This window comes from Micromonospora sp. NPDC048170 (genome assembly GCF_040652795.1).
GTDB lineage: Bacteria > Actinomycetota > Actinomycetes > Mycobacteriales > Micromonosporaceae > Micromonospora.
Map to the genome: position 1 here is coordinate 68,174 of NZ_JBEZMR010000025.1, position 24,687 is coordinate 92,860.

Consider the following 24,687-nt stretch of genomic DNA (forward strand, 5'->3'; position numbering starts at 1 on the left):
CGTGACCAGGTGTTTCGTCGAAGGGCCCACTCCCGCCGCGCCACCTTCCACGCCCCCTTTGCTCTGCAGCCAGATGCGCACCGCTGACGCAGCGTGTCCGGTGTCGATAGGGCTGCAGAGCAAAGGGGGTGGAGTGAGGGTGTGGGAGGGCTCGGCTTGGCCACCCTCCGTGACTGGGCGCGGAAGCCGCGCATCCCCCGTGCACTGTGGCGCGCGGGCGGGGCGCGGGGGCGGGGCTGCGGTGAGGTGGGCCGTACCGCGCGGCTCGGGGCGGGAACGTTGCTGAAGGGGCGGTGCTGGCAGCCGGGAGGACGACAACCGGACGAGTGGAGTTTTCCTTCGCTTTGGCCGTCGGGTATTGAAACTTCTATTCACTGTCCGGTTGACTGTCGCCCATGCGTACCCGCAGACGATCCGCCCGGCTCGCAGGCGCCCTGCTGCTGACGCCGTTGCTCACTCTGGCCGGCACCGTGCCGGCGACCGCCGGTGCGTCGGCTCCGGCCACCGACCCCTCCGCCACCGCAGCCGAGGACGCACCGCGTGCCTCCTCGCACCCCACGGACTCCGTCACGCTCGCCGCCGACCCGGCCGGGAGCACGTCGGCCGCCACGGCCCAGACCGGCGTGGAGCCGGCCGGCGGGCTGGAGACCGCGAAGACCACCCGCCCGGTCGCCCCGGGTCTCGCCCTCACCTCCTTCGACCGGTACGACGCCGACGGCTGGCTGCGTGCCGACGCGCTCACCGCCGACCTCACCGGCGGCCTCACCGTGGACTACGTCAACTCCGGCGCGGTCAGCCGGGCCGAGCCGCTGCGCGGCGCCGTCGACGAGGCCCGTGCGGTCGCCGCCGTCAACGGCGACTTCTTCGACATCAACAACTCCGGTGCGGCCCAGGGCGTCGGCATCCGCGACGGCCAGCTGGTCCAGTCCGCGGTCAGCGGCCACCGCAACGCCGTCGCGATCACCTCCGAGGGACTCGGCCGGGTGATCGAGGTGAACTTCGACGGCACTGCGACGCTGCCCACCGGTCCGGTGACGTTGACCCAGTTCAACAACATGATCCAGGCGAACGGGATCGGCGTGTTCACCGCGCTCTGGGGGACGTACACCCGGGAACGTGCGGTCTCCGGCGCCAACCGCGTCACTGAGGTCACGGTGGTCGACGGCCGCGTCGCCACCGTCGGCGGTACGGCCGGAAGCGGGCCGATCCCGGCCGGCACCACGGTGCTGCTCGGCCGGGACGCCGGCGCGGACGCTCTCGCCGGCCTGCGCCCCGGCGACCCGGTGACGGTCGCCTACCAGCCCAAGCCGGCAGACGGCAGCACGCTGCACGCGGCGGTCGGCGGCAGCCACGTGCTGGTCCGCGACGGCGTGGTGCAGAGCATCGCCGACGCGTCGCTGGCCCCGCGTACGTCGGTCGGCTTCTCCGCCGACGGGCGCCGCATGATCATGCTGACGGTGGACGGCCGGCAGGTCGACAGCCGCGGCGTCACCCTGACCGAGATGGGCCGCATGATGGCCGAACTCGGCGCGCACCACGCGCTCAACCTCGACGGCGGCGGCTCCTCGACGCTGCTCGCCCGCGAGCCGGGCGCGGCGGGCGTGCAGGTGGAGAACAACCCGTCCGACGGCAGTGAACGTGCCGTGCCCAACGGCCTGGCCATCTACGCGCCCAAGGGCAGCGGTCGGCTCACCGGGTACTGGCTGGAGACCGCCAGCGACCCGACCACCGCCCCCGGCGTCGCGCCGGTGCGCGGCGGTCGGCCCGACCGGGTCTTCCCCGGCCTGACCCGGCGGCTCACCGCCGCAGGCCACGACGAGACGTACGGCCCGGCGGCCGGCGCGCCGAAGTGGCGGGCCAACCCGGCGGTGCACGGCATCGTCGACAGCCAGGGCCGCTTCCGGGCCGGCCTGCCGGGGCGCACCACGGTCACCGCCTGGCGGGACGAAGCCCAGGGCACCCTCGACCTGACCGTGCTCGGGCCGCTGGCCCGGATCGACTCCACCGTGGAGCGGGTCGGCCTGACCGGCGCGCAGGGCAACGCCCTGTTCGGCGTGGTCGGCTACGACGCCGAGGGCAACACCGCCCCGATCGAGCCGGCCGACCTGAAGCTCGACTACGACAAGGACCTGCTTCGGATCACCCCGACCGCCGACGGGAACCTCGCGGTCACCGCCCTGCGGGACACCGGCTCGGCGCTGGTCACCGTCCGGGTCGGCCCGAGCAGCACCGTCCTGCCGGTCACCGTCGGGCTCACCGACGTGCCGGTGGCCGGCTTCGACGACGCGGCGGCCTGGAAGTTCAGCCAGGCCCGGGCCAGCGGCGCGGTCGCGCCCGCGCCGGGCCGCACCGGCACGGGCCTGAAGATGACGTACGACTTCAGCCAGTCCACCGGCACCCGGGCCGCGTACGCGGACCCGCCGGCCTGGATCGAGGTGGCCGGCCAGCCGCAGGCGTTCGGCATGTGGATCCACGGCAACGGCACCGGCGAGTGGCCCAGCCTGCACCTGCACGACGCGCAGAACACCCAGCACGTGCTGCGTGGCCCGCTGATCACCTGGACGGGCTGGAAGTACGTCGAGTTCGCCGTACCGGCCGGGGTGCAGTACCCGGTGCGGATCCGCCGGTTCTACGTGGCGGAGACCAACGCCGCCGCGCAGTACCGCAGCGAGGTCGTCATCGACGACCTGGTGGCGAAGGTGCCGCCGACGGTCGACGTGCCGGCCGAGACGCCGCGCACCGACCGGGTGGTGCTCCGCGACGGCACGGTGGACGGCGCGCCCTGGCGCTTTGCGGTCATGTCCGACACGCAGTTCGTCGCGGCGAATCCGGACAGCGACCTGGTCGCCCAGGCCCGCCGTACGCTGCGCGAGGTGAAGGCCGCGAAGCCGGACTTCCTGGTGATCAACGGCGACTTCGTGGACACCGCCTACCCGGCTGACTTCGCGCTGGCCAAGCGGCTGCTGGACGAGGAACTCGGCGGGGAACTGCCGTACCACTACGTGCCCGGCAACCACGAGATCATGGGCGCCCCGATCGCCAACTTCCGGGCCGTCTTCGGCGACACCGAGCGGACCTTCGACCACCGGGGCACCCGGTTCGTCACGCTGAACTCGTCGACGGGCTCGCTGCGCGGCGGCGGCTTCGACCAGGTGCGGATGCTGCGCGAGGCGCTCGACTCGGCGGCCGGTGACCCGGCCGTCGGCTCGGTGGTCGTGCTGCACCACCACCCGCCGCGCGACCCGAGCCCGGCCAAGGCCAGCCAGCTCGGTGACCGGAAGGAGGCGGCGCTGCTGGAGCAGTGGCTGGCCGACTTCCAGCACCGCACCGGCAAGGGGGCCGCGTTCGTCGGCGGGCACGTCGGCACCTTCCACGCCGACCGGGTCGACGGGGTGCCGTACCTGATCAACGGCAACTCGGGCAAGAACCCCTCCACCCCCGCCGACCAGGGCGGTTTCACCGGGTGGACGGAGTTCGGGGTGGACCCGGTGACCCCGGCCGAGGCCGACCGGGCCCGGCGCAACCCTCTCGTCGAGGGCCCGCGCTGGGTGGCCGCCGAGTTCCACGCGCACGTCGACGCGCTCGCGCTCGCCGCCCCGGCCAGCGTCGCGGTCGGCACGCCGGCGACGGTCACCGCCACGCTGACCCAGCCCGGTGGTCGTACGGTGCCGGTGGCGGCGCCGGTCAGCGCGGACTGGTCCGCCTCGCCGAACGTGCACGTCGGCTCGATCCTCGGGCTGAAGCCCTGGCACGTGGCCCGCTTCGACCCGGCCACCGGCCGGCTCACGGCCCTGCGCCCCGGCGCGCAGGTCAAGCTGGCCGTAGCGGTCAACGGCACGAACGCCGAGGCGACGATCACCCTGACGGCAGCCGCCGCGGCTCCCGCCGCCTGAGGTGTCCCGAGGCCCGCACCGACTCTTCGGTGCGGGCCTCGGGTGGTGACGGGTGTCGACGTCAGAAGTCGCCCTCGGCGACCTGGAAGACGGTGAGGCCGAGGGCGCGCCACATCCGCACCACCTGCTGGCGGTCGTCGAAGACGCCGACCACCCGGTAGCGGTCGGCGATCTCGCGCTCGTAGATCTCCCGCTTGACCACGGAGTCCTTCCGGTTGTCGCCGACGGCGCGCAGGTGCAGGTCGAGGTAGGGGATCCGGACGTGCCGGGCCAGCCACGCCTCGGTGGCGGCGCGGGCGGTGGCGTCCCGGCCCGAGCAGAACACCACCCCGTACCCGGCGGCGTGCATCGCCCGGACCGCCGCGATCACCGCCGGGTTCGGCTCGTCCTCGGCGACCCGGGTCATGTCGTACGGGCTGCGCGAGACGTTCAGCGCGACCGTGCCGTCGATGTCGACCAGGACGATCTCCGGCGGCTCGGTCGACGGGGCGTGCACGGTGGCGGGCCGTCCCGTCCGGGCCTGCGGCACGGGCAGCGGCAGCGTACGACCCTCCAGGTAGCGCTCGTGCAGCCGGCGGATCCACGCCTCGCCGACCGACCCGGTCGGCCTCGGGGCGGGCGGCGTCACGGCGCAGGCACTCCGCCAGCGGCACGTCGGTGAAGTCGTGCACCTCGAACTCGGCGCCGTGCCGGGCGGCCAGTTCGGCCCAGTCGCGCAGGGTACGGGACCGCAGGTTGGTGTCGTCGACGCAGACGTCGGCCCGGGTCCGCAGCAGCGCCTCGACCTGGGCCCGCTGCACGACGGTGACCTGCCATTCCGCCCACTGGGTGAACAGCCGCTCGCCGTGCAGCATCCGGCGCAGGTCGTTCCGGTTGACCCGGAGGACGGACGGCTGGAGCGTGCGGGCGAACGTGGTCTTGCCGGAGGCGGGCAGTCCCCGGGTGGCGATCAGGCGGGCCATCAGCTCCTCCGTGTCGTACGTCATCGGGGCTGCCGTCGTGCCCCGGACGGGGCACGACCGGACGGCGGCCGTGCCGGGGTGAATGCCCGGCCACGCGGCGGGAATGCGGGAGGTGAGGTGTGCGTTGTCGCTGCCGGACCAGCCGTGCGGCCCGACTGCCGGGCCGGCGTACGCCCATGGCACACTGGTCAATCGGCCACCGGTTCCGGTTCACGCCCGAGCCCGCCGCACACCCGCGACGGACACCGACGGCGACCCGGCGACCACCCACGAGAGGACCGAGGCGAGATGAAGCCCAACATCCACCCGGAGTACGTGACCACCGAGGTCACCTGCTCCTGCGGTAACACGTTCACCACCCGCAGCACCGCCAAGGGCGGCTCGATCCACGTCGAGACCTGCAGCGCCTGCCACCCGTTCTACACCGGCAAGCAGCGCGTCCTGGACACCGCGGGCCGGGTGGCGAAGTTCCAGCAGAAGTACGCCAAGGTTCAGGCCAAGAAGGCCAAGTAGCTCCTCGTTCGGCGCCCGCGCCCGGTTTCGTGCCGGACGCGGGCGTCGTCCGTCTTCCCCCGGATCCTGCCCTCGTCGCCGAAGGAGCCTCCCCCGCATGAGCAGCGAGCGTCTGGCCGCCCTCCTCGACGAGTACGCCGAGTTGGAGAAGCGGCTGGCGGACCCGGCCATCCACGCCGACCAGGGCGCCGCCCGCCGGGTCGGTCGCCGGTACGCCGAGCTGGTGCCGCTGCACAAGGCCGCCGGGGAACTGGAGCAGGCCCGCGCCGATCTCGCCGCCGCCCGGGAGTTGGCGGCCGAGGACGCGTCCTTCGCCGCCGAGGCGGAGTCGATCGCGGAGGGCCTGCCGGCGCTGGAGGAACGGCTGGCGGAGCTGCTGATCCCGCGCGACCCGCACGACGCCAAGGACGTGATCGTCGAGATCAAGGCGGGCGAGGGCGGCGAGGAGTCGGCGCTGTTCGCCGGTGACCTGCTGCGGATGTACACCCGGTACGCCGAGCGGCGCGGCTGGCTCACCGAGGTGCTCGACGCGCAGGACTCGGACCTCGGCGGGGTGAAGGACGTCTCGCTGGCGATCAAGACCAAGGGCGTGCCCGAGGGCGGCAACGGCGTCTGGTCCCGGCTCAAGTGGGAGGGCGGCGTGCACCGGGTGCAGCGCGTCCCGGTCACCGAGTCGCAGGGCCGCATCCACACCAGCGCCGCTGGCGTGCTGGTGCTGCCGGAGGCCGAGGACGTCGACGTCACCATCGACCCGAACGAGCTGCGGATCGACGTGTTCCGCTCGTCGGGGCCGGGCGGCCAGTCGGTGAACACGACCGACTCGGCGGTCCGGATCACGCACGTCCCGACCGGCATCGTGGTCTCCTGCCAGAACGAGAAGTCCCAGTTGCAGAACCGGGAGCAGGCGATGCGGATCCTGCGGGCCCGGCTGCTGGCGGCGGCCCAGGAGCAGGCCGACGCGGCCGCCTCGGACGCCCGCAAGGCGCAGGTGCGCACCGTGGACCGCTCCGAGCGGATCCGCACCTACAACTTTCCGCAGAACCGGATCACCGACCACCGGATCGGCTACACCGCGTACAACCTCGACCTGGCGCTCGCCGGTGACCTGGACGGGGTCCTTGACGCCCTGGTCGAGGCGGACCGCGCGGCCCGCCTCGCCGGTGACACCGAGCTGGCCCGCCGCTGACCGCCGTCAGGAGGCGCGGGGGCGGTTCTTCGCGCGGAGCATCTCGCGGTCGGCGGCCTCGAAGGCGGTGCTGAGGGCGTCGCGCAGGCCCGGGCCGCTGGCCCCCACCTCGGCGAAGCCGACGCTGACCCCGACCGGGGTGCCGGGCACCAGCGACTCCCAGTCCTCCGCGCGTACCGCGGCGTCGATGCGGCGGCCCACCTCGGCCGCCTCGGCCATGCCGGCGCCGGGGAGCACCACCACGAACTCGTCCCCGCCGTAGCGGGCCACGAAGTCGCCCCGGCGCATCACCCGGTTGATCACCCCGGCGATGCGCTGGAGCACCAGGTCGCCGGAGTGGTGCCCGTGCCGGGTGTTGACGGCCTTGAAGCCGTCCAGGTCGCAGACGCCGATCACCACCCGGTCGCCGTGGGCGACGACGGTGGCGATGTAGCGCTCCAGCCGCCGCCGGTTGGGCAGCCCGGTCAGCGGGTCGGTCAACGCCTCGCCCTCGAAGCGGGCCGCCTCGCGGCGCATCTCCTCGTGGTCGATGCGGGCGGCGATGCCGTCGATGTAGACGTCCCGGAGCCGGTCGTTGCGCTGGGCGGCCAGCCGGAACGCCAGCCGGTCGGCCCGGTGCGCCCCCGCGTGGTCGCCGGCGCGGGTCAGGGCGATGCTGCGCAGCCGGGCCGGTTCGGCCGCGCCCAGCGTCTCGGTGGAGACCTGGACGGTGTCCAGCCGGGTGACGGCCTCGATCGGCCGTCCCTCGGCGATGGCCAGGCAGACCTGGCCGAGCTGGCGCATGTCGCGGGCCCGGGCGCTGTCTCCGCCGTGGCCGAGCAGCCGGGCCGGGGCGGCCTCCGTGTCGACGGCCAGCCGGTCGCCCAGTGCCGCCCGCCGGGCGGCGGCGTAGCCGTACGCGGCGAGGCTGCTCGGGCGCAGCTTGCCGGCCCGCCCGCCGCGCAGGAACCGGTCGAGGTCGGCGGCGACGTCCCGCAGCACCCGCAGGCAGCCGTCGCTGTCGCCGTTGTGGTCGAGCGCCACCGCGTTACGCAGCCGGATGCCGGGGGCGGCGAAGGTCTCCTCCGGGATGCCGGCGGTCGTGCCGAGCTGCCGGGCCCGTTCGATCGCGCCGAGGGCGTAGCCGTGGAAGCTGAGGTACGAGTAGGCCATCGCCAGGTCGTGCCAGCCCCACGCGGTGTCCCGGTCGGGGTCCGCCACCGCGCCCAGCGCCCGGGCGGCCTTCACCAGGTGGGTGACGCAGCGGTCCAGGGCGCCCTGGTGGTGCGCGGCGAGCGCGGCGAGCGCGTTGAGGTGCCCGAGCAGGTAGGGCTCGGCGAGGTCGCGGACGGCGGTGGAGGCCTCCTCGACGGCCCGGGTGTACTCCGCCGTGCGTCCCAGGTTGATGACCGCGCAGAGGCGCTGCACCAGGGCGTCGGCCCGTGCGTACGGGTCGGTGGTGGTGGCGGCGATCCGGTCGAGGATCGAGTACGCCTCGGCGGAGCGGCTGGACTCCTGGAGGGCCCGCGCGCGCGTGAGGGCGTCAACCTGGTCGGTGACCCGGTCGAGCCAACCCACCGCGACCTCCCTGTCGGTGTGCGTCCGGACGCATCCACTCGAGATGTCCAGCGCGACGCCCCATGATTATCTCGTGACCACCGTGCCGCAACACCCGTCCGAAGGGACGAGACGGCAGCGCCCTTCCGTGGCGTTGGCCCGGGCGTCCCGGGCGCTCGCCGACGCCGGCATCGCCTCGGCCCGGTCCGAGGCGGAGCAGTTGGCCGCGTACGTGCTGGCCGTGCCCCGGGGGCGGCTGGCGCTGGCCGACGACTTCACCGCCGAGCAGCTCGACCGGTTCGACGAGTTGGTCGGGCGACGGGTCGGACGGGAGCCGTTGCAGCATCTCACGGGCAGCGCCGGCTTCCGACACCTGGAGCTGGCCGTCGGGCCGGGCGTCTTCGTGCCCCGCCCGGAGACCGAGCTGCTCGCCGGCTGGGGGATCGAGCAGGGCCGGCGCCTGGGCGCCGGGTTGGTGGTGGACCTGTGCGGCGGCTCGGGGGCGATCGCGCTCTCGGTCGCCCAGGAGCTGCCGGCGGCCCGGGTGGTGGTGGTGGAACGGTCGGCGGCGGCGCTGTCCTGGCTGCGGCGCAACGCGGCGGCCCGGGCCGCCGCGGGCGATCGGCCGATCGAGGTGGTGGCGGCCGACGTGACCGCGCCCGACCTGCTCGCCGACCTGGTGGGCCGGGTCGACGTGCTGCTCTGCAACCCGCCGTACGTGCCGTCGGACGTGGCGGTGCCCCCGGAGGTGAGCGGGCACGATCCGGCGAGCGCGGTCTTCGGCGGCGCGGACGGCCTGGCGGTGATCCGGCCGGTGATCGCCCGGGCGGCGGCGCTGTTGCGTCCGGGCGGGGTGTTCGGCGTCGAGCACGACGACACGCACGGCACGGCGGTGCCGGATCTGCTCGTCGCGGACGGCCGGTTCGAGGCGATCGCCGGCCACCCGGACCTGACCGGGCGGCCCCGCTTCGCGACCGCGTCCCGGCGGGCGGACGGCCAGCACGCCGCCGCCGACGCGACGTGGCAGACTGACTCCCCGTGATGCTCTACGACTGCCGGTCGCCCGCCGACCGGGACCGCGGCATCGCTGCGGCCATCGACGCGGTCAAGAACGGCGAACTGGTCGTCCTGCCGACCGACACGGTCTACGGGATCGGCGCGGACGCGTTCACCCCGTACGCGGTCAAGGCCCTGCTGGACGCCAAGGGCGGCCGTCAGGTGCCGCCGCCCGTGCTGATCGGCTCCCGGCACACCCTCGACGGCCTGGTCTACTCGCTGCCCCAGGCGGCCCGGGACCTCGTGGAGGCGTTCTGGCCCGGGGCGCTGACCATCATCGTGACGCACTCGCCGAGCCTGCGTTGGGATCTCGGCGACAACTCCGGGACGGTGGCGGTGCGGATGCCGCTGCATCCGGTGGCGCTGGAGGTGCTGCGCGAGACCGGCCCGATGGCCGTCGCCTCGGCGAACAAGACCGGCCAGCCGGCCGCCCTCACCGCCGAGGAGGCCCGCGACCAGCTCGCCTACTCGGTGCGGGCCTATCTGGAGGCCGGGCCCTGCCCGGACCCGGTGCCGAGCACGATCGTGGACCTCACCGGCGAGGTGCCGCAGGTCCTTCGCCAGGGCGCCGTCCCGCTGGAGAAGCTCCGCGACGTGGTGCCCGACATCCTCGCCGGCCAGGGGGTCTGAGTGCCTCCGTTCACCGTGTTGCACGTCTGCATGGGCAACATCTGCCGGTCCCCGATGGCCGAGCGGCTGCTGGCCCTCGCCGTCCGGGAGCGGCTGGCCCGCCGCGAGCTCGACCCGGGTCGCGCCGACGAGCTGCTGCACAGCCACAGCGCCGGCACCGGCGGCTGGCACGCCGGCGAGGAGATGAACCCGCCGGCGTCCCGTCAGGTCAACTCCCGGGGCGGCAGCGTCGCCGGCTTCGCCGCGCGCAAGCTGCGGTCGGACCACATCGACGCCGCCGACCTCGTCCTCACCGCCACGGCCGACCAGCAGGAGTACGTGGTGGCGTTGCGGCCCGACGCGGCGTCGCGCACGTTCGTGCTGGGCGAGTTCGGCCGGCTGCTCGCCGGGGTGGACGCGGCCGGGCTGCCGGTGGCCGAGGCGACCCCCGACGGGGTGTACGCGCGCGGTGTGGCACTGGTGGAGGCCGCCAACGCGGCCCGGCTGGGCATTGTGTCGCTGCCCACCGACGATCTCGACGACCCGTGGGGGCGCGGCGACCAGTGCTTCAGCCGGGTCGCCGACGAGATCGAGGAGACCGTCCACCCGCTCGCCGCCGCGCTCCTGCCGTAACCCGCCCGAGGTACCCGCGCGCGTGAGTTTCCTGCGGGTTTGGGGGAAAGGGGCGGTCAAGAGGGGCTTTCGGGTCATTCTGGGTGGGTCCTGACCGGCTCCTGCGGGGAGAGCTGATGACCCGGGCACGCCTCGACAAACTGTTCACCGTGCTGCTCGCCGGCGCACTGGCCGGACTGGCGCTGGCGATGGCGGCCCTACCGGCCGCGCTGGTCTTCGGGATCGGGTTCTCGGCGCTCGCGGCGCCGTACTCGGAGCTGCCGAACACGCTGCGTACGCCGCCCACGGCCCAGCGTTCGAACCTCTACGCCAACGACGGCACCACCCTGATCACCTCCTTCTACCAGGAGGACCGGGTGGACGTGCCGCTGGCAGAGGTGGCGCCGGTCATGCGGCAGGCGATCATCGCCGCCGAGGACACCCGGTTTCACGAGCACAGCGGGGTCGACCTGCGTGGCGTGGTGCGGGCCTTCACCGTCAACCAGGGGGCCGGGGAGACCCGGCAGGGCGCGTCCACCCTGACCATGCAGTACGTCCGCAACGTGCTCAGCAACGACCCCCGGCTGAGCGAGCGGCAGCGCGCCGCCGCCACCGAGCTGAGCACCGCGCGCAAGATCCAGGAGATGCGGTACGCGCTGGCCCTGGAGCGGGAGCTGAGCAAGGACGAGATCCTCGCCCGCTACCTCAACATCGCCTACTTCGGCGCGGGCGCGTACGGGGTGGCCGCCGCGAGCAAACGCTACTTCTCCAAGCCGCCGGCGGAACTCACCCTGGCCGAGGCGGCGCTGCTGGCCGGCCTGGTCCGCTCCCCGCACAGTGACGACCCGATCAACGGCGACGCGGATGCCGCGCTCGCCCGCCGGACGTACGTGCTCGACCGGCTGGTGGAGTCCGGGCAGGTCCCGGCCGAGGCGGCGGACCGCGCCAGGGCCGAGCAGTTGAAGCTGCGCCCCAGCCAGACGCCGAACGACTGCACGGCGGTGCCGGCGGAGCACAACGACTGGGCCTTCTTCTGCGACTGGTTCACCCGCTGGTGGAACGCCCAGCCGGCGTTCGGCTCGACGGTCGACGAGCGGCAGCTCACGCTGCGGCGGGGCGGCTTCTCCATCGTCTCTTCGCTCGACCCGGCGGTGCAGCGCGCCACCACCGAGCAGGTCCGCCGCATCTACTCGATGGACGACCGCCGGGCGGCGCCGACGGCCGTGGTGCAGCCCGGCACGGGCCGGGTGCTGGCGATGGCGGTGAACCGCAACTACGGCGTGGACGCCAACCCGCGCGGGCAGAAGAACCACCCGAACACGGTCAACCAGCTGGTCGCCGGTGGCGGGGCGATCCAGGGCTACCAGGCCGGCTCCACGTTCAAGCTCTTCACCGTGCTGGCCGCGCTGGAGTCCGGGCTGCCGCTGAGCACGGAGTTCGACGCGCCGGAGCGGATCATGACCGACTACGCGGCGAGCGGGGCCGCGAGCTGCGACGGGTACTGGTGCCCGAGGAACGCCAGCGACCTGATGGACGGCCGGCACACCATGTGGACCGCGTTCGGCGAGTCGGTCAACACGTACTTCGCGTGGCTGACCGAACGGGTCGGCGCGGACCGGGTGGTGGAGATGGCCGAGCGGCTCGGCATCGTCTTCCGCGCCGAGGACGACGCCCGGCTGGCCCGGCACGGCGCGCGCGAGTGGGGTCCGTTCACCCTCGGCGTCTCCGCCACCACCCCGCTCGACCTGGCCGGCGCGTACGCCGCCGTGGCGGCCGAGGGGACGTGGTGCGCTCCGGTGCCGGTCGTCTCGATCGCCGACGCGGCCGGCCGGCCGGTGGCCGCCGGCCGGCCGGACTGCCGGCAGGCGGTCGACGCGGACGTGGCCCGGGCGGCGGCCGACGTGGCCCGCTGCCCGGTCGGCGACCAGTCGATGTACCGGGAGTGCGACGGCGGCACCGCCGAGGGGCTGCGTCGACAGCTCGGCCGCCCGGTGGCGGGCAAGACGGGCAGCTCGGACGGGTACGCGACGGAGACCGTGGTCGCCTTCACCCCGCAACTGGCGGTCGCCTCGATCGCGGCCAATCCCGACGACCCGCGCGACGCGGTCGGCCAGCGGGTGCAGGGCCAACTGGTCGAGGCGGTGGGTGAGGTGCTCGCGTTCGCGCTGCGCGACGAGCCGGTCCGCGACTTCGTGCCGCCCAGCGAGTCGGCCGCCTTCCGGTTCACCGGTGCCCGCGCCGGCAACTGAGCGGCTGCCGCACCGGGCTCACGCCGGCGCCTCGCCCCGACCGGTCAGCGCGACTCAGCCGTGGCCGGTCGGGACGGCGGGCCCGTGGGCCGCCTGCTCGGCCTGGCGGGCGATGTTGCGGGCCATCCCGCCGAAGACCACCGCGTGGAAGGGCGCCACCGCGCCCCAGTACGCGTGCCCGGGCAGCCCGTGCGGCAGGAACACCGCCCGCTGGTGGTAGCGGGTGCCCTCGCCGTCCGCCCGGACCACCCGCATCTCCAGCCAGGCCCGGCCCGGCAGCAGCATCTCGGCGCGCAGCCGCAGCAGTTCGCCGGGCACGATCTCCTCCACCCGCCAGAAGTCCAGCGCCTCGCCGACCTGGAGGCGGTGCGGGTCGCGCCGGCCGCGGCGCAGCCCCACGCCGCCGATCAGCCGGTCCAGCCAGCCCCGCACCGACCAGGCCAGCGGGAACGAGTACCAGCCGTGCTCACCGCCGACCCCCTCGATGACCCGCCACAGGGCGTCCGGCCCCGCGTGCACCGCCCGCTCGCGCACGTCGGTGTAGGCGGTACCGCCGGACCACTCCGGGTCGCTGGGCAGCGGCTCGGCGGGCGCGTCGGGGCCGCTCGCCGTCGACCAGCGGGTCTCGACCTCGCCGTCGCGGATCTTCGCCAGGGCCGCCGCGACCGCCTGGTCGAAGCCGGTCAGCCCCTCCGGCGGGTCGGGGACGTACGTGGCGATGTCGTGTTCGCGGGCGACCGCCTCGTGGACCAGGCTCTCCACCAGCGGCCGGGCGATCGCGTTCGGCACGGGGGTGACCAGCCCGACCCAGTACGAGGAGAGCGACGGCGTCAGCGGTCGTACCGGCACGATGGCCCGTCGGCGCAGCCCGGCCACCCGCGCGTACCGCTGCATCATGTCCTCGAAGGTGAGGACGTCCGGCCCGCCGATGTCGAAGGCGCGGTTCACCTCCGGCGGCAGGCTCGCGCAGCCGACCAGGTAGCGCAGCACGTCGCGGACGGCGATCGGCTGGATCCGGTTGCGGACCCAGCGGGGCGTGACCATGGCCGGCAGCCGCTCGGTCAGGTATCGCAGCATCTCGAACGAGGCCGACCCGGATCCGATGATCACCGCGGCCCGCAGTACCGCCGTCGGCACCCCGCTGTCCAGCAGGATCCGTCCCACCTCGGCCCGGGAGCGCAGGTGCGCCGACGGGACCTCCCGGTCCGCCGCCGGCTCCGGCCCGCCCAGGTAGACGATCCGGCGTACGCCCGCGGCCTGTGCGGCCTCGGCGAACCGGGTGGCGGCCTCCCGGTCGGCGGCCTCGAAGCCGGCCTGGCCGAGCGAGTGCACCAGGTAGTAGGCGACGTCCACGCCCTCGAAGGCGGCCGGCAGCGTCTCCGGCCTGCGCAGGTCGCCCTCGGCGATCTCGGTTCGCGCCGCCCACGGCACGTCCCGCAGCCGTCCCGCCTTGCGGGCCAGGCAGCGCACCGGGTGCCCCTCGGCCAGCAGCCGGGGCGCGAGGCGCCCGCCGATGTAACCTGTCGCTCCGGTGACCAGGCATCTCACGGCCTCCAGTGTGCGGCCCAATAGACTCTGGCGCTGTGGCTACTGAGACGAGCACCTTCTGGGGGCCGGACTTCGACCAGCTCCGCACCACCGACCCGGAGATCGCCGGGGTGGTGCTCGGCGAACTGGACCGGCTCCGGGGCGGGCTGCAACTGATCGCCAGCGAGAACCTCACCTCGCCGGCGGTGCTGGCCGCGCTCGGCTCGACCCTGACCAACAAGTACGCCGAGGGCTACCCGGGCCGGCGCTACTACGGCGGCTGCGCCGAGGTCGACCGGGCGGAGGAGATCGGCATCGCGCGGGCGAAGGAGCTCTTCGGCGCCGAGCACGCCAACCTCCAGCCGCACTCCGGGGCGAGCGCCAACCTGGCCGCGTACGCCGCGCTGGTGCAGCCGGGGGACACGGTGCTCGCCATGGAGTTGCCGCACGGCGGCCACCTCACCCACGGCAGCCGGGTCAACTTCTCCGGCAGGTGGTTCCACACCGTCGGTTACACGGTCCGGCGGGACACCGAGCTGATCGACTACGACGAGGTGCGCGACCTGGCTCTCGCGCACCGGCCCAAGATGATCATCTGTGGGGCCACGGCGTACCCACGGTTGATCGACTTCGCGCGGTTCCGCGAGATCGCCGACGAGGTCAACGCGTACCTGATGGTCGACGCCGCGCACTTCATCGGGCTGGTCGCCGGGAAGGCCGTCCCGTCGCCGGTGCCGTACGCCGACGTCGTCTGCTTCACCACCCACAAGGTGCTGCGCGGGCCGCGCGGCGGCATGATCCTCTGCCGGGAGCCACTGGCCCAGCGCATCGACAAGGCGGTCTTCCCGTTCACCCAGGGCGGGCCGCTGATGCACGCCGTCGCCGCCAAGGCGGTGGCGCTGCACGAGGCCGCCCAACCCGGGTTCCGCGCCTACGCGGCCCAGGTGGTGGCGAACGCGCAGGCCCTCGCCGCCGGGCTGGCCGACGAGGGGACGCGCCCGGTCTCCGGGGGCACCGACACCCACCTCGCCCTGTTCGACCTGCGCGAGCTCGGCGTGACCGGCGCGGACGCCGAGGCGCGCTGCGACGCCGCCACCATCACCCTGAACAAGAACGCGATCCCGTACGACCCGCAGAAGCCGATGGTCGCCTCGGGCATCCGGGTGGGCACTCCGAGCGTCACCACCCAGGGCATGCGCGAGCCGGAGATGCGGCAGGTCGCGTCGCTGATCGCCCGCGCCGTGCGCACCGATCCGGCCGCCCCGGGGGGCACCGACACCCTCGCCGGCATCGCCCGCGAGGTCGCCGAGCTGGCCGCCGCCTTCCCGGCGTACCCCCGATGAGCGAGCCGCGCGCGGGCGAGCCGGGCGCCATCCGGTCCCGGCTGCCGCACCTGCGCCTGCCGTTGCTGGCCTGCGGGGTGCTCGCGCTGGTCGGAGTTCCGGTCGCGGCGGTGCTGCGGGGGGCCACCGGCGCGGCCGGCGTGGCCGCCGGGATCGCGCTGGTCATCGCCAGCTACCTGATCTCCGGCCTCTCGGTGGCCTGGGCCGACGCGATCAACCCTCGGATGATCATGTCGGTGGGGCTGGTCACCTACGCCACGAAGATCGTGGTGCTCGGGGTGGCGATGGCCGCCGTGGCGGCCACCGGCTGGCCCGGCCTGCCGGACATGGGGGTGGCCATCATCGCGGCCGTGGTGGTCTGGACGGGCACCCACCTGGGCTGGGCCCTGCGTACGCCACTGCCCACTTTCGAGCGACGCGATGAGTGAGCGTTCTGTCGGATCTGCGTCCGGCATTTCGGGCTGCCGCGGCGGGCCACACGGGAGTAACCTGACCAACGACTTTCGCGCCCGCACCACGCGCCCGCACGCTGTCCGCAGTGTGGGGGGTGCCGCACACTCCCGCGCGTCCCTGCTGATATTGTTCGCCACGTCATGGCCGAAGACCCACACTCCCGCCCTTCTGGCGAGCACTCGTCGGAGGGTGTGGCAGGAGCCGTTCTGGGCTACCTGCTCGCCGGCATCGTGGTGTGGGGTTTCCTCGGGTGGTTGGCGGAGCGACTTCTCGATCTGCGAACCGGTGTCGGGGTCGCCGTCGGCATGATCTTCGGCGCGGCCGGAGCGATTTACCTGATCATGAAGAGGCTCAGTGCTTGAGTGCCAGCACGCGCGGGTCTGACGAGTGCGGAGGATGACACGGTGAGTGGACAGCTCGTCGCCGCCGAGGGGCTTCCCTGGCCCCCCAGCGTCGGAGATTTCTACCCGCCGGACGTGGCTGGCCCCTGGGTCACCAAGTTCGGGATCATGGTCTGGCTCGCGGTCGCGCTGCTGATCATCTTCTTCATGGTCGCCTACCGGAAGCCGACCCTGGTCCCCGGCAAGACCCAGTGGTACGCCGAGGCGGTCTACGGCCTGGTCCGCGACAACATCGCCAAGGAGCAGATGGGCTCCGCGGGCATCCGGTTCGCGCCCTACTTCACGGTGCTGTTCAGCTTCATCCTGCTGACCAACATCTTCGCCATCGTGCCCGGCTTGCAGATCTCGCCGAACTCGCACATCGCCTTCCCGATCGTGCTCGCGGCGATCTCCTACGTGATGTACCTCTACATCGGCGCCCGTAAGCACGGCCTGGGCAAGTACCTCAAGATGAGCCTGATCATCCCCGGCGTGCCGTGGCCCATGCACATCCTGCTGGTCCCGATCGAGTTCCTGCAGACGTTCATCGTCCGGCCGGTCACCCTGGCCCTCCGGCTCTTCGCCAACCTGTTCGCCGGCCACCTGCTCCTGCTGGTGTTCACCGTCGGCGGTTTCGTGATGCTCAACTCGAGCAGCCTGTTCGTCCAGGTGACCTCGGTCTTCTCCTTCCTGATGGCGATCGTGATGGCCTTCTTCGAGGTCCTGGTCTCTGTCCTGCAGGCCTACGTCTTCGTCACGCTGAGCGCGAACTACATCGGAAGTTCGCTCGCCGACGAGCACTGATCGGGCTCGGCGGGCCACCCGGCCCGACCAAGCTTCTGGTACCGACCCGCGTACGCGTGAGACCTCACGCGTCGAACAGGAGGAATACCCGCAATGACTGTTCTTGCCGAAATCGGCGGCAGCGTCAACACCATCGGCTACGGCCTCGCCGCCATCGGCCCCGGTATCGGTGTCGCCCTGGTCTTCGCGGCCTACATCCAGTCGAGCGCCCGCCAGCCGGAGTCCGCCGGCTACAACCGCACCTGGCTGGTCCTGGGCTTCGCCCTGGTCGAGGCGCTCGCGCTCTTCGGTCTGGTGCTCGCCTTCGCCGTCCAGGGCTGACGAGAGCTCTCTGCCGACCCGGAGGTCCGACATGTTCATCGCCGCAGAAGGTGTGGAACACAACCCGATCCTGCCGATCTGGCAGGAGATGGTCATCGGGACCATCTCCTTCGCCCTGCTCTGCTTCGTCCTGCTGAAGTTCGTCATGCCCCGCATGGAGGCGATGTACCAGGCGCGGGTCGACGCGATCGAGGGTGGCCTCAAGCGGGCCGAAACCGCCCAGGCCGAGGCGAACCAGTTGCTGGAGCAGTACCGGACCCAGCTCGCCGAGGTGCGTAACGAGGCGGCCCGGATCCGGGACGACGCCCGGGCCGACGCCGAGGGCATCCGCCAGGACGTCCTCGCCAAGGCGCGGGAGGAGTCCGACCGGATCATCGCGGCCGGCAAGGAGCAGCTCGCCGCCGAGCGGGCCACCATCGTGCGCGAGCTGCGCACGGAGGTCGGCACGATCGCGGTGGACCTGGCCAGCAAGATCGTCGGTGAGTCCCTCGCCGACGAGGCACGCCGCAAGGGCACCGTCGACCGGTTCCTGAGCAACCTCGAGAGCGCGGGGGCCCGCTGATGCAGGCCGCCAGCCGGGAGTCGTACAAGGTCGCGGCCGAGCGCCTCGACGCGTACGTCCGCGGCGCGGAGCCGTCGGCGGTGGCCACCACCGCCGCCGACATCCTCTCCGTCGCCGACCTGCTGCGGCGCGAGCCGCGGCTGCGCCGGGCGCTCTCCGACCCGGCCCGCTCGGGTGCCGACCGCACCACCCTGCTCGGTGAGCTGCTGCGCGGCAAGGTCGGCGCCGATGCGCTGGACCTGGTCGCCTCGCTGGTGTCCGGCCGTTGGTCGGCGCCCTCGGAGCTGCTCGACGCAGCCGAGCGGATCGGCGTGGAGGCGCTGCTGGCCAGCGCCGACTCCGCCGGCGACCTCGGCGAGGTCGAGGACGAGCTGTTCCGCTTCGGTCAGGTCGTCGCCGGTCAGCCCGCGCTCTCCAACGCGCTGGCCGACCCGATCGCCCCGATCGGGCAGCGGACCGCCCTGGTCCGCGAGTTGCTCGCCGGCAAGGCCCGCCCGGTCACCGTCAGCCTCGTCGAGGCGGCGCTGAACGGGTTCGGGGGGCGCTCCTTCTCCGGGGCGCTCACCCGGCTGGTCGAGCTTGCCGCCGACCGGCGGGACCGGCAGGTGGCGTACGTGACCGCCGCGGCCCCGTTGAGTGAAGAGGACGAGCGTCGGCTGGGCGCGAGTCTCTCCGCGATATACGGTCGAGAGGTTTCCGTCAAGCAGACGGTGGACCCCACAGTTCTCGGTGGCGTGAGTGTGCGGGTCGGCTCCGACCTGTACGACGGCACCGTCCTGCGCCGCCTCAACGAGAGCCGCAACGCGCTCGCGAAGCGCTGACGCGGCACCGCCGCCCAGCGCCTGTGAATAGACGCCATTCGGACCGGTCGGTACTAGGTATCCCGGGCCCCTGATACTTAAGGAAGCAGAGGATGGCCGAGCTGACCATCTCGACGGAGGAGATCCGCGGCGCTCTGGAGCGCTACGTCTCTTCCTACTCGTCCGAACTCTCCCGCGAGGAGGTCGGTACCGTCGCCGACACCGGTGACGGCATCGCCCACGTCGAGGGTCTCCCCTCGACCATGACCAACGAGCTCCTGGAGTTCGAGGACGGCACCCTGGGTGTGGCGCTGAACCTCGACGTCCGGGAGATCGGTGTCGTCGTCCTCGGTGACTCCGCCAATCTCGAAGAGGGGCAGCGCGTCAAGCGCACCGGCCGGGTGCTCTCCGTACCGGTCGGCGACGCCTTCCTCGGCCGCGTGGTCAACGCGCTCGGCCACCCGATCGACGGGCTCGGCGACATCGCCAACGAGGGCTTCCGCGAGCTGGAGCTCCAGGCCCCGAACGTGATGGCCCGGCAGTCGGTCGACGAGCCGCTGCAGACCGGCCTCAAGGCCGTCGACGCCATGACCCCGATCGGCCGCGGTCAGCGTCAGCTGATCATCGGCGACCGGAAGACGGGCAAGACCACCGTCGCGCTGGACACCATCCTCAACCAGCGGGAGAACTGGCGCTCCGGCGACCCGAAGAAGCAGGTCCGCTGCATCTACGTCGCCATCGGCCAGAAGGCCTCCACGATCGCCTCGATCAAGGGCATCCTGGAGGAGGCGGGCGCGCTGGAGTACACGACCATCGTCGCCTCCCCGGCCTCCGACCCGGCCGGCTTCAAGTACCTCGCCCCCTACACCGGCTCGTCCATCGGGCAGCACTGGATGTACGGCGGCAAGCACGTCCTGATCGTCTTCGACGACCTGAGCAAGCAGGCCGAGGCGTACCGCGCCGTGTCCCTGCTGCTGCGCCGCCCGCCGGGCCGCGAGGCGTACCCGGGTGACGTCTTCTACCTGCACTCCCGCCTGCTGGAGCGCTGCGCGAAGCTCTCCGACGAGCTGGGTGGCGGCTCGATGACCGGCCTGCCGATCATCGAGACGAAGGCCAACGACATCTCGGCCTTCATCCCGACCAACGTCATCTCCATCACCGACGGCCAGATCTTCCTGGAGACCGACCTGTTCAACCAGGGCGTCCGGCCGGCCATCAACGTCGGCACCTCGGTCTCCCGGGTCGGTGGCGCCGCGCAGGTGAAGCCGATGAAGAAGGTCGCCGGTTCGCTGCGGCTCAACCTGGCCCAGTTCCGTGAGCTGGAGGCGTTCGCCGCCTTCGCCTCCGACCTGGACAAGGCCTCCCGGGCCCAGCTCGACCGCGGCTCCCGCCTGGTCGAGCTGCTCAAGCAGTCGAACTACGCGCCGTTCCCGGTGCAGGAGCAGGTCGTCTCCGTCTGGGCCGGCACCGAGGGCAAGCTGGACGACGTCCCGGTCGGGGAGATCCGCCGCTTCGAGTCGGAGTTCCTCCAGTACCTCCGCCACAAGCACGAGGGCGTCCTGGCCAGCATCGCCGACCACCAGTGGAACGACGACATCGTCGGCTCGCTCGACGCCGCCATCGCCGACTTCAAGCAGATCTTCCTCGGCAAGGAAGACGAGCGGCGGATCAACGAGGCCCCGGCCGCGCCGCTGGAGGGCGAGGAGAACCGCGAGACGGTGACCCGTTTCCGGGACGGCGCGAGCGACCGCTCCGCCGAGAAGCAGTAAGGGCTGACTCATGGCGGCCCAGGTACGCGTTCTTCGTCAACGGATTCGCTCGGCGAAGGGGATGAAGAAGATCACCAAGGCGATGGAGCTCGTGGCGACGAGCCGGATCGCCAAGGCCCAGGCCCGGGTGGAGGCGTCCCTGCCGTACGCCCAGGCGGTCACCGGCGTGCTCACGGCGCTGGCGTCCAACGCGCGGATCGACCACCCGCTGCTCACCGCGCGTCCGCAGGTGCGGCGGGCGGGTGTCCTGCTGGTCACCTCCGACCGTGGCCTCGCCGGTGGTTACAGCTCCAACGCCATCAAGATGGCCGAGTCGCTGATCGCCCGGCTCCGGGCCGACGGCAAGGAGCCGGTGCTCTACGTCATCGGGCGCAAGGGCGTCGGGTTCTTCCGGTTCCGGGACCGGCCGATCGAGGCCAACTGGACCGGGTTCTCGGAGCAGCCGACCTTCGCCGACGCCCGCACCGTGGGTGAGACGCTGATCAAGGCGTTCACCGCCGGTGCGGACGACGTCGACGGCGGCGCCGGGCCGGACGGGATCCGCGGGGTCGACGAGCTGCACATCGTCTACACCGAGTTCCACTCCCTGATGACCCAGACCCCGGTCACCAGGATCATCGGCCCCATGCAGGTCGAGGACCGGCCGCGGTCCGAGGGCGCGCTGCCGGCGTACGAGTTCGAGCCGGACGCGGAGGCGCTGCTCGACGCGCTGCTGCCGAAGTACATCAACACGCGGATCTACGCGGCGTTGCTGGAGTCGGCGGCGAGCGAGTCGGCGGCCCGTCGGCGGGCGATGAAGAGCGCCACCGACAACGCCGAAGAGATGATCGAGAAGTACACGCGTGAGATGAACTCGGCCCGCCAGGCCGGGATCACCCAGGAGATCAGCGAGATCGTCGGCGGCGCGAACGCGCTGGCCGCGTCGGGAAGTGAAGTGTGATGACTGCCCCAGTAGAGACCAAGACGGCCACGGGTCGCGTGGTCCGGGTCATCGGCCCGGTCGTCGACGCCGAGTTCCCGCGCGACGCCATGCCGGCCCTGTTCAACGCCCTGCACGTGAACGTGACGCTCTCCGGCGGCGAGAAGACGCTGACCCTGGAGGTCGCCCAGCACCTGGGTGACAACATGGTCCGCGCCATCTCGATGCAGCCGACCGACGGCCTGGTCCGTGGCACCGAGGTGCGCGACACCGGCTCGCCGATCACCGTTCCGGTGGGCGACACGGTCAAGGGTCACGTGTTCAACGCGATCGGCGAGTGCCTCAACCTCACCGAGGGCGAGACGCTCCAGCCGGACGACCACTGGGGCATCCACCGCAAGGCCCCGGCCTTCGCGGACCTGGAGCCGAAGACCGAGATGCTGGAGACCGGCATCAAGGTCATCGACCTGCTCGCCCCGTACGTCAAGGGCGGCAAGATCGGCCTGTTCGGCGGTGCCGGCGTGGGCAAGACGGTGCTCATCCAGGAGATGATCACCCGTGTCGCCCGGAACTTCGGTGGTACGTCGGTCTTCGCCGGCGTGGGTGAGCGCACCCGCGAGGGCAACGACCTCATCGCCGAGATGACCGAGTCCGGCGTCATCGACAAGACCGCGCTGGTCTACGGCCAGATGGACGAGCCGCCGGGCACCCGGCTGCGGGTCGCCCTCTCCGCGCTGACCATGGCGGAGTACTTCCGTGACGTGAAGAAGCAGGAGGTGCTGCTCTTCATCGACAACATCTTCCGCTTCACGCAGGCCGGTTCGGAGGTCTCCACCCTGCTCGGCCGGATGCCGAGCGCGGTGGGCTACCAGCCGACCCTGGCCGACGAGATGGGCGAGCTCCAGGAGCGGATCACCTCCGTCCGGGGCCAGGCCATCACCTCGATGCAGGCGATCTACGTGCCGGCGGACGACTACACCGACCCCGCCCCGGCCACCACGTTCGCCCACCTCGACGCGACCACCAACCTGGAGCGGTCGATCTCCGACAAGGGCATCTACCCGGCCGTGGACCCGCTGGCGTCCTCGTCCCGGATCCTCGCCCCGGAGTTCGTCGGCGCCGAGCACTTCGCGGTGGCGACCGAGGTGAAGCGGATCCTGCAGAAGTACAAGGACCTGCAGGACATCATCGCCATCCTCGGTATCGAGGAGCTCTCCGAGGAAGACAAGATCACCGTGCAGCGCGCGCGGCGGATCGAGCGCTTCCTGTCGCAGAACACCTACGCGGCGGAGCAGTTCACCGGCGTGCCGGGCTCGACGGTCCCGATCCAGGAGACCATCGAGGCCTTCAAGAAGATCAGCGAGGGCGAGTACGACCACTTCCCCGAGCAGGCCTTCTTCATGTGCGGTGGCCTGGAGGACCTGGAGCGCAAGGCAGCGGAGCTGATGAAGGGCTGACCTGTCGGTCCTGAGGTGAGGCCGTCCCGGCACTGCCGGGGCGGCCTTTCGCCGTCCTCAGGGCGCGCGCTGATCGCCCTTTCCGGCTGCGCGTGCTCGGCGATCATGCGGTACGCGAGGTAACGTCGATCCGCCTGCGTACCACGTGGGCGTCGATCTGTGCAACGAAATCGGCTGCGTGCGCCCGTCTCCTGATCGTGGGCGTGACGAACGGAGATGATCGTGGGTAAGGCCGGCAAGGGCGGCGGTAGGTCGTCCAGGTGGTCGGGGGTGCCGCGCTGGGCCCGGGCCTGCACCGTGTTCGGTGCCGTCCTGATGCTGCTCAGCGGCGCGGTGCTGGTCGGCACCGAGGTGCTGATGGCCCGCTACGAGGGCGCCGTCGGAAAGGCCGATCTCTTCGGCGACCAGGCGGCCGGGGCGAAGGAACGCAGGAGCGACATCAAGGGCCCGCTCAACATCCTGCTGGTGGGCATCGACCCGCGCAATCCGGAGATGCCGCCGCTGGCCGACTCGATCATGGTGCTGCACGTGCCGGCGGAGCTGGACCGGGCCTACCTCTTCTCGATGCCGCGCGACCTCATCGTGGAGATCCCCGAGTTCGCCCGGGCGGAGTTCAGGGGCGGCACCGACAAGCTCAACTCGGCGATGTCGTACGGCAGTCGGGTGCCCGGCGCCAACCCGGACGCGGCCCGCGGCTTCGAGTTGCTGGCGACGACGGTGCAGGACGTCACCGGCATCGAGCGCTTCGACGCCGGCGCGATCATCAACTTCAGCGGCTTCAAGAGCATCGTCGACGCGATGGGTGGCGTCACCATGCAGATCGAGCGCGAGGTGCGCTCCGAGCACCGCGAGCCGGACGGCAAGCACCGCAAGGGCAACCCCAACGGTGAGGGCTACGTCGGCCCGCAGGCGGTCTACAAGAAGGGCAGCCAGCACCTCAGCGGCTGGCAGGCGCTCGACTACGTCCGGCAGCGCTACCCGAAGAACGGCGTACCCGACGGCGACTACGGGCGGCAGCGGCACCAGCAGCAGTTCGTCAAGGCGATGGCGGGTCAGGCGCTCAGTGCCGACGTGGTGACCAATCCGGTCAAGCTGGACCGGGTGCTGCGGGCGGCCGGGCAGTCGCTGATCTTCAACGGTCGGGGCAACAGCGTGGTCGACTTCGGGCTGGCGCTCAAGAACATCCGCCCGGAGACGATTCAGATGATCAAGCTGCCGGGTGGTTCGGTGACCCAGAACGGGAAGTACCAGGGCGAACGGTTCGAGCCAGCCGTGGACGACTTCTTCGCCGCCCTGCGGAAGGAGCAGTTGGACGCGTTCCTGGTGGAGCATCCCGACTTCCAGAACAAGGCGAAGTAGCCGTGGCGCAGGTCTCGCCACCCGCGTTGGGGGCGGGTCGGGGGCACGACTAGACTTTCGACAATCCGCCGCCGCAGCAAGGAGACAGCGTGGCAAAGCAGCTTCACGTCGAGCTCGTAGCCGTCGAGGAGAAGGTCTGGTCCGGCGAGGCCGAGATGGTCGTCGCCCGCACGACCGAGGGCGAGCTGGGTGTGCTGGCGGGGCACGCGCCCCTGCTCGGCCAGCTTGCCGAGCCCGGCCAGGTGCGCATCAAGCTTCCCGGCGGCGAGCAGGTCTCCTACGAGGTGGCCGGTGGCTTCCTGTCGGTGACCGCCGAGCGCGTGACCGTCCTGGCCGAGAGCGCCACCCCGGTTTCCGCCGCGCAGAGCCGCTGAGCC

At 72.3% G+C, this 24,687-nt stretch carries 22 protein-coding genes and 1 pseudogene; 19 read left to right on the forward strand and 4 right to left on the reverse strand.

The features are described from left to right. The first annotated feature begins 395 nt into the window (after window positions 1–395). Entirely contained in the window at window positions 396–3,893 is a 3,498-nt protein-coding gene (locus AB0D32_RS25105) for a phosphodiester glycosidase family protein (protein WP_357094960.1), read from the forward strand. A 61-nt stretch (window positions 3,894–3,954) separates the two neighbouring features. Here the strand turns inward: AB0D32_RS25105 and AB0D32_RS25110 are convergent, their stop codons facing one another. Together AB0D32_RS25110 and AB0D32_RS25115 are read right to left on the reverse strand one after the other, a co-directional pair. After that, on the reverse strand, window positions 3,955–4,521 hold the full coding sequence (locus AB0D32_RS25110; protein WP_357094962.1) for a hypothetical protein: 567 nt from the start codon (window positions 4,519–4,521) through the stop codon (window positions 3,955–3,957). A 31-nt stretch (window positions 4,522–4,552) separates the two neighbouring features. Next, window positions 4,553–4,879, reverse strand: a pseudogene (locus tag AB0D32_RS25115) (AAA family ATPase); the annotation flags it as partial. A 264-nt stretch (window positions 4,880–5,143) separates the two neighbouring features. Here AB0D32_RS25115 and rpmE point away from each other — a divergent pair. Together rpmE and prfA are read left to right on the forward strand one after the other, a co-directional pair. Next, complete coding sequence (gene rpmE / locus AB0D32_RS25120; RefSeq protein WP_203867866.1) at window positions 5,144–5,368, forward strand: 50S ribosomal protein L31; 225 nt, start codon at window positions 5,144–5,146, stop codon at window positions 5,366–5,368. 97 nt (window positions 5,369–5,465) lie between these two features. Next, window positions 5,466–6,554, forward strand: a complete 1,089-nt coding sequence (gene prfA / locus AB0D32_RS25125) for a peptide chain release factor 1 (protein WP_357094965.1) — start codon at window positions 5,466–5,468, stop codon at window positions 6,552–6,554. Between the two features lie 6 nt (window positions 6,555–6,560). Here the strand turns inward: prfA and AB0D32_RS25130 are convergent, their stop codons facing one another. After that, window positions 6,561–8,111, reverse strand: coding sequence for a GGDEF domain-containing protein (locus AB0D32_RS25130; RefSeq protein ID WP_357094968.1), 1,551 nt, complete (start codon window positions 8,109–8,111; stop codon window positions 6,561–6,563). Window positions 8,112–8,184: 73 nt separating this feature from the next. Between AB0D32_RS25130 and prmC the strand changes: the two genes are divergently transcribed. From prmC to AB0D32_RS25150, 4 genes are all read left to right on the forward strand, one after another. After that, on the forward strand, window positions 8,185–9,132 hold the full coding sequence (gene prmC / locus AB0D32_RS25135) for a peptide chain release factor N(5)-glutamine methyltransferase (protein ID WP_357094970.1): 948 nt from the start codon (window positions 8,185–8,187) through the stop codon (window positions 9,130–9,132). Then, window positions 9,132–9,776: an L-threonylcarbamoyladenylate synthase gene (locus tag AB0D32_RS25140; RefSeq protein ID WP_357095054.1), complete on the forward strand. Its 645-nt coding sequence runs from the start codon at window positions 9,132–9,134 to the stop codon at window positions 9,774–9,776. Before prmC ends, AB0D32_RS25140 begins: the two co-directional genes overlap by 1 nt. Then, window positions 9,777–10,388: a phosphotyrosine protein phosphatase gene (locus AB0D32_RS25145; protein ID WP_357094973.1), complete on the forward strand. Its 612-nt coding sequence runs from the start codon at window positions 9,777–9,779 to the stop codon at window positions 10,386–10,388. Between the two features lie 116 nt (window positions 10,389–10,504). After that, complete coding sequence (locus AB0D32_RS25150; RefSeq protein ID WP_357094976.1) at window positions 10,505–12,616, forward strand: transglycosylase domain-containing protein; 2,112 nt, start codon at window positions 10,505–10,507, stop codon at window positions 12,614–12,616. Window positions 12,617–12,670: 54 nt separating this feature from the next. Here the strand turns inward: AB0D32_RS25150 and AB0D32_RS25155 are convergent, their stop codons facing one another. Next, the gene (locus AB0D32_RS25155) at window positions 12,671–14,164 is read right to left on the reverse strand and encodes an SDR family oxidoreductase (protein WP_357094979.1); all 1,494 of its coding nucleotides are present in this window, start codon (window positions 14,162–14,164) and stop codon (window positions 12,671–12,673) included. Between the two features lie 35 nt (window positions 14,165–14,199). On the opposite strand from AB0D32_RS25155, the gene glyA reads away from it, so the two are divergent. From glyA to AB0D32_RS25215, 12 genes are all read left to right on the forward strand, one after another. Continuing rightward, window positions 14,200–15,486, forward strand: coding sequence for a serine hydroxymethyltransferase (glyA, locus tag AB0D32_RS25160; RefSeq protein ID WP_357094982.1), 1,287 nt, complete (start codon window positions 14,200–14,202; stop codon window positions 15,484–15,486). After that, window positions 15,483–15,914 carry a hypothetical protein gene (locus tag AB0D32_RS25165; RefSeq protein ID WP_357094985.1) on the forward strand — a complete coding sequence of 144 codons (432 nt, stop codon included), beginning with the start codon at window positions 15,483–15,485 and terminating at the stop codon, window positions 15,912–15,914. Before glyA ends, AB0D32_RS25165 begins: the two co-directional genes overlap by 4 nt. A 165-nt stretch (window positions 15,915–16,079) precedes the next feature. Continuing rightward, a complete protein-coding gene (locus AB0D32_RS25170) occupies window positions 16,080–16,301 on the forward strand; it encodes a hypothetical protein (protein WP_357094987.1) in 222 nt (73 codons plus the stop codon). After that, window positions 16,302–17,123 (forward strand): F0F1 ATP synthase subunit A, encoded by an 822-nt coding sequence (gene atpB / locus AB0D32_RS25175; RefSeq protein ID WP_357094989.1) that lies wholly within the window; start codon window positions 16,302–16,304, stop codon window positions 17,121–17,123. It abuts the gene before it with no gap. Window positions 17,124–17,216: 93 nt separating this feature from the next. Then, entirely contained in the window at window positions 17,217–17,444 is a 228-nt protein-coding gene (gene atpE, locus AB0D32_RS25180; protein ID WP_121399594.1) for an ATP synthase F0 subunit C, read from the forward strand. 31 nt (window positions 17,445–17,475) lie between these two features. Next, window positions 17,476–18,006 (forward strand): F0F1 ATP synthase subunit B, encoded by a 531-nt coding sequence (locus AB0D32_RS25185; protein ID WP_357094992.1) that lies wholly within the window; start codon window positions 17,476–17,478, stop codon window positions 18,004–18,006. Continuing rightward, entirely contained in the window at window positions 18,006–18,827 is an 822-nt protein-coding gene (locus tag AB0D32_RS25190) for a F0F1 ATP synthase subunit delta (protein WP_357094995.1), read from the forward strand. Before AB0D32_RS25185 ends, AB0D32_RS25190 begins: the two co-directional genes overlap by 1 nt. A gap of 92 nt (window positions 18,828–18,919) precedes the next feature. Beyond that, window positions 18,920–20,575 (forward strand): F0F1 ATP synthase subunit alpha, encoded by a 1,656-nt coding sequence (gene atpA / locus AB0D32_RS25195; protein WP_357094997.1) that lies wholly within the window; start codon window positions 18,920–18,922, stop codon window positions 20,573–20,575. Window positions 20,576–20,585: 10 nt separating this feature from the next. Further along, window positions 20,586–21,515: a F0F1 ATP synthase subunit gamma gene (locus AB0D32_RS25200; RefSeq protein ID WP_357095000.1), complete on the forward strand. Its 930-nt coding sequence runs from the start codon at window positions 20,586–20,588 to the stop codon at window positions 21,513–21,515. Then, entirely contained in the window at window positions 21,515–22,951 is a 1,437-nt protein-coding gene (atpD, locus tag AB0D32_RS25205; RefSeq protein WP_357095003.1) for a F0F1 ATP synthase subunit beta, read from the forward strand. Before AB0D32_RS25200 ends, atpD begins: the two co-directional genes overlap by 1 nt. A gap of 216 nt (window positions 22,952–23,167) precedes the next feature. Further along, window positions 23,168–24,310 carry an LCP family protein gene (locus AB0D32_RS25210; RefSeq protein ID WP_357095005.1) on the forward strand — a complete coding sequence of 381 codons (1,143 nt, stop codon included), beginning with the start codon at window positions 23,168–23,170 and terminating at the stop codon, window positions 24,308–24,310. 89 nt (window positions 24,311–24,399) lie between these two features. Next, the gene (locus AB0D32_RS25215; protein WP_091628483.1) at window positions 24,400–24,684 is read left to right on the forward strand and encodes a F0F1 ATP synthase subunit epsilon; all 285 of its coding nucleotides are present in this window, start codon (window positions 24,400–24,402) and stop codon (window positions 24,682–24,684) included. The last annotated feature ends 3 nt before the right edge of the window (window positions 24,685–24,687 follow it).